Source organism: Nocardia sp. NPDC056952 (genome assembly GCF_042674185.1).
Taxonomy (GTDB): Bacteria; Actinomycetota; Actinomycetes; order Mycobacteriales; family Mycobacteriaceae; genus Nocardia.
This window is the reverse complement of sequence record NZ_JBHURA010000005.1, coordinates 1-11110: the sequence shown is the minus strand read 5'-3', so window position 1 is coordinate 11110 and position 11110 is coordinate 1. Positions and strand designations below refer to the sequence as shown.

General features: G+C 67.3%; 8 protein-coding genes. 3 read left to right on the top strand and 5 right to left on the bottom strand.

Annotation, left to right across the window (positions count from 1 at the left end; translation table 11 throughout):
• Positions 1-9: 9 nt before the first annotated feature.
• Both ACFTS5_RS18865 and ACFTS5_RS18860 read left to right on the top strand, forming a co-directional pair.
• On the top strand, positions 10-1173 hold the full coding sequence (locus ACFTS5_RS18865; protein ID WP_378632493.1) for a VWA domain-containing protein: 1164 nt from the start codon (positions 10-12) through the stop codon (positions 1171-1173).
• Between the two features lie 93 nt (positions 1174-1266).
• Entirely contained in the window at positions 1267-3606 is a 2340-nt protein-coding gene (locus ACFTS5_RS18860) for an ADP-ribosylglycohydrolase family protein (protein WP_378632491.1), read from the top strand.
• An 86-nt stretch (positions 3607-3692) separates the two neighbouring features.
• Here the strand turns inward: ACFTS5_RS18860 and ACFTS5_RS18855 are convergent, their stop codons facing one another.
• Positions 3693-3872 carry a hypothetical protein gene (locus ACFTS5_RS18855; RefSeq protein ID WP_378632489.1) on the bottom strand — a complete coding sequence of 60 codons (180 nt, stop codon included), beginning with the start codon at positions 3870-3872 and terminating at the stop codon, positions 3693-3695.
• Positions 3873-4217: 345 nt separating this feature from the next.
• Between ACFTS5_RS18855 and ACFTS5_RS18850 the strand changes: the two genes are divergently transcribed.
• Positions 4218-4991 (top strand): helix-turn-helix domain-containing protein, encoded by a 774-nt coding sequence (locus ACFTS5_RS18850; RefSeq protein ID WP_378632487.1) that lies wholly within the window; start codon positions 4218-4220, stop codon positions 4989-4991.
• A gap of 263 nt (positions 4992-5254) precedes the next feature.
• Here ACFTS5_RS18850 and ACFTS5_RS18845 read toward each other — a convergent pair whose 3' ends face one another.
• From ACFTS5_RS18845 to ACFTS5_RS18830, 4 genes are all read right to left on the bottom strand, one after another.
• The gene (locus tag ACFTS5_RS18845) at positions 5255-7786 is read right to left on the bottom strand and encodes an ABC transporter permease (RefSeq protein ID WP_378632485.1); all 2532 of its coding nucleotides are present in this window, start codon (positions 7784-7786) and stop codon (positions 5255-5257) included.
• Entirely contained in the window at positions 7783-8559 is a 777-nt protein-coding gene (locus tag ACFTS5_RS18840; RefSeq protein ID WP_378632484.1) for an ABC transporter ATP-binding protein, read from the bottom strand. The genes ACFTS5_RS18845 and ACFTS5_RS18840 overlap by 4 nt, the downstream gene beginning before the upstream one ends.
• A gap of 74 nt (positions 8560-8633) precedes the next feature.
• Entirely contained in the window at positions 8634-9548 is a 915-nt protein-coding gene (locus tag ACFTS5_RS18835) for a hydroxymethylglutaryl-CoA lyase (RefSeq protein WP_378632482.1), read from the bottom strand.
• 163 nt (positions 9549-9711) lie between these two features.
• On the bottom strand, positions 9712-10923 hold the full coding sequence (locus tag ACFTS5_RS18830) for a CaiB/BaiF CoA transferase family protein (protein ID WP_378632480.1): 1212 nt from the start codon (positions 10921-10923) through the stop codon (positions 9712-9714).
• Positions 10924-11110 lie beyond the last annotated feature (187 nt).

Sequence of the window (11110 nt, the reverse complement as noted above, 5' to 3'; positions counted from 1 at the left end):
GGAGCACCGATGACCGAACCCGACGAAACCCATGCGCGCCGTTGGCGTCTCGTACTCGGTGGCGCCGCCGAAGAACAACTCGGCGGGTTGAGCTCAGGTGCCGATCAGGCGATGGACCAGGCACTGTCGGCCCTCTACAACACCGGTGAAGCCGCCGGGTCGACGAAAAGGTCCGGCGGGCTGGGCGGTTCAGCGCCCCGAGTCGCGCGCTGGCTCGGCGATATCCGCACCTACTTTCCCGCGACCGTGGTCGAGGTGATGCAGCGCGACGCCGTGGACCGGCTCAACCTCACTCAGCTGCTGCTGGAGCCCGAGCTGCTGGAATCGGTCGAGCCCGATGTGCACCTCGTCGGCACACTGCTCGGCCTCAACCGGGTGATGCCCGAAACCACCAAGGCCACCGCGCGCATGGTGGTCGAGAAGGTGGTGCGCGAGATCGAGCAGCGTATCGCCGCCAAGACCGTGGCCGCGGTCTCGGGCGCCATCAACCGTGCCGCCCGCACCCATCGCCCGAAACTGCGCGATATCGATTTCAACCGGACAATCCGCAAGAATCTCGCCAACTACCTGCCCGAACACCGCACCATCGTGCCCGAGCGGCTCGTCGGCTACGGCCGCAAGTCGCAGTCGATCCAGCGCGATGTGGTGCTGGCCATCGACCAATCCGGCTCGATGGCGGCCAGCGTCGTCTACGCCTCGGTGTTCGGCGCCGTCCTCGCGTCCATGCGGTCGCTGAAGACCTCACTGGTCGTGTTCGACACCGAGATCGTCGACCTCACCGACCAGCTCAGCGACCCGGTCGACGTCCTGTTCGGCACCCAGCTCGGCGGTGGCACCGACATCAATCGCGCCATCGCCTACTCGCAGACGCTGATCACCCGGCCCACCGACAGCCTCTTCGTGCTCATCTCCGACCTCTACGAAGGCGGCGTCCGCGACGAGATGCTGCGCCGCTGCCATGCGATGAAAGAGGCGGGCGTCCAGGTGGTGGTGCTGCTCGCGCTCTCCGACGAGGGCGCGCCCGCCTACGACCACGACAATGCCGCGGCACTGGCAGCGCTCGGCATCCCCGCCTTCGCCTGCACCCCCGACAAGTTCCCGGACCTGCTCGCCATCGCGCTGGACCGCGGCGACATCACGCGCTGGGCCGACACCAACGCCCCGGCGGTGTGATCGCGCCCCGGGGAACGTGGCGGGACTCGGCAGCGTTGCGAGCCCGCGCCAACTAGGCTGCGAACGATCGGGTTCGTTGGACGGGGTGAGGCGATGTTGCGGCGCGGGGCGGTGTTCGCCGGTTTCGTCATCGAGCGCGAGCTGGGACGTGGCGGGATGGGCGCGGTGTACGCGGCCAGAGACCGCAGGCTGCCGCGGCTGACCGCGTTGAAGTTGATGCACCGTGACCTGTTCGCCGACTTCGAGATCCGCGCCAGATTCGAACGCGAAGCCGACCTGGTGGCCCAGCTCGACCACCCGAACATCATCACCGTCTACGACCGCGGCGTCGACGAGGAACGTCTCTGGATAGCCATGCAGTTCGTGGACGGTGTCGACGCCTCGGCGGTGCCGGTGCAGCAGTTCGGGAGCGAGCGGATCGCCCAGATCGTCACCCAGACCGCGAGTGCGCTCGACTACGCCCACCGCCAGGGCGTTCTGCACCGCGACGTGAAGCCCGCCAACATCCTGTTGTCGCATACCGCGGGTGTCGGCGCCGGCTTCGACGAACGAGTCGTGTTGACCGACTTCGGCATCGCGAAACTCCTCGACGACACCGGCGGCCTCACCCGCACCGGCCAGTTCACCGCCACCATCGCCTACGCCTCGCCCGAACAACTCAGCAGCGCTCCCCTCGACGGCCGTGGTGATCAATACTCCCTGGCCTGCACGGTTTTCCGGCTTCTCACCGGCACCGGGCCCTTCGACGCCCCCAACCCGGCCACCGTCATGCTCGGCCACCTCAACGCCCCACCTCCCGCGGCCAGCACCCGCCGCGCCACCCTCCCCACCACGGTCGACACCGTCCTGTCGAAGGCCATGGCCAAAGACCCCACCCACCGATTCCCCACCTGCACCGCGTTCGCCACCGCGCTCACCGAGGCATTGCGCCACCCCGCCCGATCCGCCGCCACCCACGCCCCGATCCGCATCGAGAGCCCCCCGCGCGCCTCCGTCTACCCCGCGGGCACCGTATCGGCGGCCGAGTCGCGCCCGACCGCGACGTCATCGCCCGCGTTCCCACCGAACTCCGTCGCCGAGGCCGCGCCCCACGACGGGTCGAGTCGGCGCAGCGCTGCCCGGCGCCACGACCCGACAGCTGTTCGCCACACCGCAGCCGAGCCGGAAACCCGGCCGCCCGGTGCGCCGGGTGACCCAGCGGCGCCCGCCCGGACGGGCACCGTCTCGCGGGACCAGTGGCGTTCGGCGGTTCGCAACGGGGAGCCGGGGAATGCCGCGCGTAAAGCAGTGGGTGCGGCGATGTGGGCGCAGCGTGTGCACGGTTGCCTGCTCGGCGGCGCGATCGGCGACGCGCTCGGCGCTCCGGTGGAAACGCGTTCACTGCAACAGATCCGAGCCGAATACGGCTCGGCCGGGGTCACCGACATCGACCCGCTGCGCATCTCCGAGGAAACCCAGCTGACCGCGTTCACGGTCGAAGCGCTGATCAGAGGCTCGGTGCGGGCCAGGGCCAAGGGCATCGGCGGGGCGACGATGGGCCTGCTCCAGCAGGGCTTGCTCGTGTGGTTGCGCGGACAGGTCGCGGAGATACCCGACCAACCGTTCGCACTGCACAGCTCACTCACCGGCTACCCCGAGCTCATCGAGCAACGCGGCGTGGCCAATTCGGTCTACACCGCGCTACGCCAGGTGGCGGCGCGGCGCGCGCCGACCGACCCGCTCGGTACCCGCGACCAGCCCATCAACCACTCCAAGGGCAGTGGAGCCGTGATGCGCGCGGCCCCGTGCGGATTCGGTTACGCCGCAGATCGTTCCGGCGACGCGACCGATGCCATCTTCGAACTGGGTTGTGACGCCGCCGCACTCACCCACGGCCACCCCAGCGGCTGGCTCCCCGCGGGCACGCTGTCGGCGCTGATCTATCAGCTCGCGCGCGGCGCCGACCTCGCCACCGCGCTGTCCCACGCGCGGGTCGAACTGGCGAGCTACCCCGAACACGAGGAGACCTCGGCCGCCCTCAATGCCGCCCACCGGCTGGCCGCCCGGATCGAACGCGAACGGCGCTATCCCACACCGGAAGACGTCGAGACCCTCGGCCAGGGCTGGATCGGTCCCGAAGCGCTGTCGATCGCCGTCTTCGCCACCCTCGCGGCCGAAGGGCTCGGCGGCGCACCCCACGACATCGTTCGCACCGGACTGCTGCTGTCGGTCAACCACTCCGGCGACAGCGATGCCACCGGTTCGATCGCGGGCAGTCTCCTCGGCGCCCGCTACGGCTTCAACGCACTACCCCGCCGCTGGTTCGAGACAGTCGACGCACGCCACGTCCTCGAACGTCTCGCCGCCGACTACGCCACCGAATTCGGCCTCACCCCGCCGACCGACAACCACGGTCAGCCGACCGGCGACTGGTACAACCGCTACCCGGCATAAATGCCGCCGGCACGCACCAGAAATCGGGATCGCAGCGCCGGCACGCTCGAACTGTCATCCGAGCGAATGGTTCGAACGGTGCACCACTACACAGGCACCAACCGGTCCGAAATATCTGCAGCGATCCAGTACGTCGCACCAAAACTCGCGAACCCACCAAAAATCGCGACGCCCCATGTCGCGCCGGAGATTCGCGAAATCACCCCGGCGACCAGAGCACCCACCACGGCGATTAGCACAACGATCAGCGTCACGAGCACCTTCACAGCGGGCCAACTTTCCATTTCTCAAATCCATCGCTAATTCTGACCAAGGGCTCCTAGGTCAGTGAGCCCCGGATATATAACCACACCTGTTAGGTGACATCAATCCCCGACTCGACGTCTTGCACTCACGTAGCAGGACCATCGAAAACCTTTGACAGTTCGTATATTTCGTACAGTTCGTACAGTTGGATGCAAGCGTCAACCCGATGTCACCCAAGTTTTGAGTGAAGGTGACATTGGGGTGACATAAGACTGACACCAGCAACCATTGTCCAAAGTCACGTGTGTGGGATCAACCCATACAAATAGGTGACATAGAGTTGACGTAGCTCGTACACTGCGACCGTGGCCAAGAAACCTCTCGCAGCACCTCGCGCACCCGCGGGGCCGCAACGCGACTTCTTCCTTGCATTACAGGGTCTCGTGATGAGGGCTGGCGACCCCTCGGTCGGCACCATTGCCGAAATGGTCGGCAGATCACGTCAAGTTGTGCACCGAGCACTTATTGGCCCGGCTCTGCCGAGCAGAGACCTCGTTGAACGACTGGTAGGCGCTCTCGCCGGCGCATCCATGGAAGAGCCCGACGGCCTCACGCACCGGTTCAGGAGACTCCAATTCGCAGCCCTCGCAGATAGTCGAGGTTCATACAGTCCGGTCGCTGACGCTCAAACTGAGCACGTCACCGATCGGGCAATGCCCGCCCAAAGGCCGAGAACCCCCGAATTCGGCAACTCCAATACAAACCTGACCACGCAGACTATCCCGGATGTCCCGACGGTCGAACCTGACTCGGACCGTACGCACACCGCCGATGTTCCAACAAAAGAACGTAGGTCGGGGCGCAGAATTAGCCCGAAAGTGCGTGGGGCACACACTCCCGCACGGGCAGCACTTGCCAATGAGCTTGTTCGGCTGTCCCTGGCATCGGGCAAGTCGATGGCCGTAATCGCACGGGAGTCCGGTACCAGTCAGTCTTCTGTGGACAAATGGATGCACGGCGAGCGAACTCCAGACATGACGAGCATAGTGAAGCTCTCAATGGCGTTTGGGCTGAACGAAACTCAGACCAATTACCTGTTGGATTTGCACCGGGTCATCAAACTCGAGACCTCCAAGTAGACCAGCGGGAGGCTACCCGTCCGTGAATTCATCAGCGACGCTGTCAATTTCTCTGAAGCTGGTTCGAGACAGTCGACGCGCGCCACGTCCTCGAACGTCTCGCCGCCGACTACGCCACCGAATTCGGCCTCACCCCGCCGGTCGGCAACTCCGGCCAACCGACCGAGGACTGGTACAACCGCTACCCCGCGTGATCGCCGTCCCCCCGACACAGGCCGGCCCCCGGCGTAGAAGTCCACCGGGGGCCGACGTGCCGGTTCCGCCTACAGATCGGCGATAGCCGCCAACGGCGGTGTCCGCGCGGCCCGCACACCCGGCCACACCGCGGCCAGCACACCCACCACGCCGGACGCGATCAGCACGATCACCAGCTGCGACCACGGAATGGTGATCTGGTCGATGCCCATATCACGCAGGGTGCGCAGGAATCCGACCCCGAGCGCGATGCCGAGCACCAGACCGACGATCGCGCCGAAGATGGCGATCAGCATGGACTCCAGGTAGATCGTGCGACGCACCTGCGCACGCTGGGTGCCGACCGCGCGCAGCATGCCGATCTCGCGCCTGCGCTCCACCACCGACAGTGCCAGGGTGTTGATGATGCCGAGCACCGCGATCACCACCGCCAGGGCGAGCAGCCCGTAGAGGATGGCGAGCAGGGTGTTGATCTGCTGACCCTGCGCGCCCTTGAACTGTTCGTGGTCCTGGACCTGTACCACCACGAACGGTTCGGTGGCCTTCTCCAGATTCGTCCGCATCGCGGTGAGATCGGCCCCCGGCGCGGCCTTGACCAGCACGAAGACATTGGTGCGCAGACTCTGTGGCATCAGCTGCTCGTAGATGCCGGGATCGACCACCATGGGCCCGAGCAGCGGCGAGTCGGCGTAGATGCCGCCGATCGTGAGCTCGATCTGCTTCTTGTCGAGACTGGTGATGGTGACCTTGTCGCCGAGCTTCCACCCACGCTCGGTCGCCTCGGTCTCGTCGATGAGCGCGCCACCGGCCGGGATCGTGGTGGTGCCGCTGATCACGTCGATGTCCATCACCGGGTCGATCGGACCGTCCGGTGAGGTGGCGCCGATCTGCTCGTCGCCGACCTTGAACGCGACGACCCGGATCCCGGTGACATCGCTGACGCCGGGAACCTCGGTGCGCACCGCGTCGACCGCACCGATCGGCGCGCCGATCATCTGCGGACCGGCGAGCACGTACTCGGCCTTCACACCCTTGTCGATGAGCACACCGACACTCGTCTTCGCCGAAGCACCGAGAATGCCGATCGCCGAGACCAGCATCAGGCCGAGCGTGAGCGCGAACGCGGTGGCGGCGGTACGCCGCGGGTTACGCGTGGCGTTGTTGCGCGCCATCTGCCCGATCGCACCGAACGGCCGGGTGAGCACCCCGAGCACGAGCACCATCGGCCGCGACAACGCGGGCGCCGCCAGCAGCACCGCCAGAATCAGCCCGAGCGCGCCGACGCCGACGGTCACCGCCGAGCCCTTGCCGGTGCCCTGCGCACCCACGTACACGAGCACGCCACCGGCGACGGCCATCACCGCGCCGATGATCGTGCGCAGCCGCAAAGAATCACCCGCGCTGGCGAATTCGGACCGCATCGCCTCCACCGGCGGCACCTTCGCGGCCCGCCGAGCGGGAGCATAGGCGCTGGCCACGGTGACGATCAGGCCGACGAGCAGCGCGACGATCGCGGTACGCGGCAACACGGTCAACGACCCCGTCGGCAGTCCGAGATCGAACGCGTTGAGCAACGCCGACAACCCGTACGCCAGCCCGATCCCCGCTGCCAGCCCGAGCGCGCTACCGATCAGCCCGATCACGATCGCCTCGGAGACGACCGACCGCCCGACCTGCTGACGACTCGCTCCGATCGCGCGCAGCAGCGCGAGTTCGCGCAGACGCTGGGCCACGATCATCGAGAAGGTGTTGTAGATGATGAACGTGCCGACGATCAGCGCGATCGCGCCGAAGGCGAGCAGGAAGTAGTTGATGAAGGTGAGCGCCTCGGAGATCTCCTTCTTCATGTCCTCGCGGACCTCGTCGGAGTTCTGCACCTTGTAGTTGGGCAGGCCAGCGGCGAGCTGATCGCGCAGGTCATCGGCCGAAACACCGGGCGCCGCTGCGATATCGGCGTAAGCCACGTGCGACCCGTCGGTGAACAGCTTGCGGCCCTGCGGCTCGGTGAACATCACCGCGACCACACCGCCGCCCTCGGCGCCCGGCATCTCGTAGATACCCGACAGCGTCACCTCGAACGGGTCACCCTTGGACGGAATCAGCACCTTGGTCTTGTCGCCGACCTTCAGCCCGGCCTTCTCGGCGCCACCGGCGTTGAGCGCGATTTCGTTCGGCTGGGTGGGCGCGGCGCCCGACAGGAACTTCTCCGGCTCCTCGACGGACTTGTCGGGCGGCAGGTAGGACAGACCGAAACTCGGTGCGCCACCGGTCTGCACGGCCTTCTTGCCGTCGGGCTCGAGCAGCACGACCGGGCCGTTCACCGCAGGCGCGACCCTGGCTACGCCGGGAGTCTTGGCCAGCGCGTCGACGATGTTCGTCGGCACGCCGAGTGATTGGCGGTCAGCGGGGCCCACGCGCACGTCGACGCCCTGGGCCTGGCCTTCGAAAATCCCGTCGAAGGTGCGCTGCAGGGTGTCGGTGAAGACGAACGATCCGGAGATGAAGGCGGTACCGAGCACCACCGACAGCAGAGTCAATGCCAAACGCACCTTGTGCGCGGCGAGGTTACGCAAGGCGACCTTGCGCATGGGATTGCTCATCGGGTTTCCAGCGCCTTCATCCGGTCGAGGATCGAATCCTGGGTCGGGTCACGCAGCTCGTCGACGATGCGACCGTCGGCGAGGAACACGACGCGGTCGGCGTAGGCGGCCGCGCGCGGGTCGTGGGTGACGATCACCACGGTCTGGCCGAACTCGTCGACCGAGGCGCGCAGGATCGAGAGCACCTCACCCGAGGAATGTGAGTCCAGGTTGCCGGTCGGCTCGTCACCGAAGATGATCTCCGGCTTGCCCACCAGCGCACGCGCACACGCCACCCGCTGCTGCTGACCGCCGGACAGCTCGGACGGCCGGTGCTCGAGGCGGTCGCCGAGACCGAGGCGCTTGACCACGGTGTCGAGCCATTCCTGGTCGGCCTTGCGACCCGCGATATCGAGCGGGAGGGTGATGTTCTCCAGCGCGGTGAGCGTCGGGACCAGGTTGAACGCCTGGAAGACGAAGCCGATCCGGTCGCGCCGCAGCGCCGTCATCTGTTTGTCGGACAGGCCGGTGAGCGCGGTGTCGCCGATGCGGACCTGACCTGTGCTGGCGCTGTCGAGCCCGGCCAAGCAGTGCATCAACGTCGACTTGCCCGAACCCGATGGGCCCATGATCGCGGTGAATTCGCCCTTCGCGAAGTCAGCCGACACCCCGTCCAGGGCCTTGACCTGTGTATCTCCCGATCCGTACAGCTTGACCAGGTCGAGCGCGGCGGCCGCGATATCGGTAGCGGCCGCCGCATCGGCGGCCTCGGTGCCCAAGGCGTGCGAAGTCATGCTGTCCAGTCTGGCTGCCCACCGTGAACCGCGCCATCCGGGATCCCCCCGATACCGCAGGTCTTACCGACCTCTCAGCGAACGACCCACTCGAAGGCGTCGGCCTCCGAACGCGCGCCTTCCAGGGCGCGGGAACGGTTGGGCTCGCCGAGCTCGGCGAGGAGTTCTTCGGTGAGCCCGACGAGGTCGGCCAGCGAGGCCGGGGTGAACCAGTCCGGCCTGGTCGCGAAGAGGATGTCCTCGGACGCGGTGTTGCCACTGGCACCGGGAGCGAAGGGGCAGCCGCCGAGACCGCCCAGCGCGCCGTCGACCATGGTCGCGCCCGCGGCGACGGCCGCGAGCGTGTTGGCCACGCCCATGCCCCAGGTGTCGTGACCGTGGAAGACGATGCGGCGCGGCGGGGTGGTGTCGCGGACGGCGGTGACCAAGGCGCTCACCTGACCCGGGTGGGCCTGGCCGAGGGTGTCGGCGAGGACGATGTCGGCGGCACCGTCGGTGCGCGGATCGTTCGCGATGGCGAGCACCCGGCCGGGATCGACCGGACCGTCGAACGGGCAGGTGAACGTGGTGGCCAGGCACAGCTGGATCTCGCCGCCCGCCTCGTGGGCGAGGCGGATCGCCGCAGGCATCGCCGCCACCGAGGTCTCGGTATCGCGGCCGATATTGGCCCTGTTGTGCGCGTCGGACACCGAGAAGCAGTACTGAAAATTGCGAGCGCCCGCCGCGGCGGCCTTCTCGACATGGCGCGGGGTGGCCACCCACACCCAGCATTTCGCCAGTTCGTCCGGGGTGAGCGCCGCGATCAACTCGAGCGAGTTGGCCATCGGCGCGACCAGATCCGGCCGCGCCATCGAACCGATCTCCAGCGCGGGCACTCCCGCCGCGAGCAGTCTGCGCACCACGTCGATCTTCTGCTCGACCGGCAGCACCTTGCCGGTGAGCTGCAAACCGTCGCGCAGCGTCACATCACGCAACAGCGGTGCGGTCACCGTCGCTGCTCCGGTTCCCGCGCGGGCACACACATCACGCCACCGCACGGTTTGTCGCCCACGCTGGCCGGGGTGGGGTGGACCGTCGGACGCACATGACCCGGGCCTCGCGGCTCCCACTTGTTGCGCACCGGCGGGCGGCGCCTGCCGTGTACTCGCCTCGTCACAGTGCCTCCAGCGCGTCGATCTGATCTTCACTCATCCCGAGCAGCCCGCCGAGCACCTCTCTGGTGTGCTCGCCGAGATCGGGGCCGACATTGCGGATCGGCAGCGATGCGTCCCCGATCACCGGGACGATGCCACCGAAACCCACCTGCTTGGGTTCGGCCTCGCCCACGTCGACGGGGAACATCTGGATCATATTGCGTGCGCGGTACTGCTCGTCGGCCACGATGTCGGCGGCGGTGTAGATGGGGCCGCACGGGATGGCCGCGTCATCGAGCAGTTTCAGCGCCTCCGCGCGCGTGTGTTTGCTCGACCATTCCGCGATCGAGGCGTCGAGGCGTTCGCGGTTGCGCCAGCGGCCGTTGTTGTCGGCGAGTTCCGGATCGACGGCGAGGTCGGGGCGGCCGATGACCTGCATGTACCGCTGGAAGATGGCGTCGCCGTTGCCACCGATGATGATGGAGTAACCATCGCTGGTCGGATAGGCGTTCGACGGCGCGATGCCTTCCATCCGGCCGCCGACGCGCTCCCGGTTGATGCCGTAGGCGAGATGGTCGGGGATCAACGATTCCATCACCGACAGGATCGACTCGTTGAGCGCGACATCGATGATCCGCTCCACCTGCGGCACCGGACCCGTGACCCGTTCGCGCTGGAACAGTGCCATCACGGTCCCGAACGCCGCGTAGATGCCCGCGATCGAATCACCGATCGACACCCCGGTGCGCACCGGCGGCCGATCGGGATCCCCCACCAGCTCACGCAGCCCACCGACCGCCTCCGCGACCGCGGCGAAGCCCGGCCGCGCGGCCATCGGCCCGGTCTGGCCGTAGGCCGAGATCCGCGTGATCACCAGCTTCGGGTTCGCCTCCTCGAGCGCCTCGGGCCCCAGGCCCCACTTCTCGAGCATTCCGGGCCGGAAGTTCTCCAGCAGCACATCGCACTGCTTCACCAGATCGAGCACGATCGCGCGCCCCGCCTCGGTCCGCAGATCCAGCACGATCGACTTCTTGTTGCGGTTGACGGTGCGATACAGCATCGAGGTATCGCCACCGTACAACCGCCAGTTGCGCAATTCGTCGCCCGTGCCGGGGCGTTCCACCTTGATCACCTCGGCGCCGAAATCGCCGAGAATACGTCCGGCAGTAGGAGCGGCAACATAGTTACCGAGTTCCAGGACGCGAACACCGTCCAACGGCCGAATACTCATGCGCCCAGTATGGCGGCCCAACCCCGCGCGACACGCGACCCCCTCACAACCCCGCCACACGGACAACCCCGAGACCGCCATGACCGCACTCCCAACCCCCACCCGCGACCCCTAGGGAGCGGCGGCCACGAAGTGGCCGGTCCGCGGCCGGGTCGCCGGTCAGGCGCCGTTGCGTACGCGACGAAGG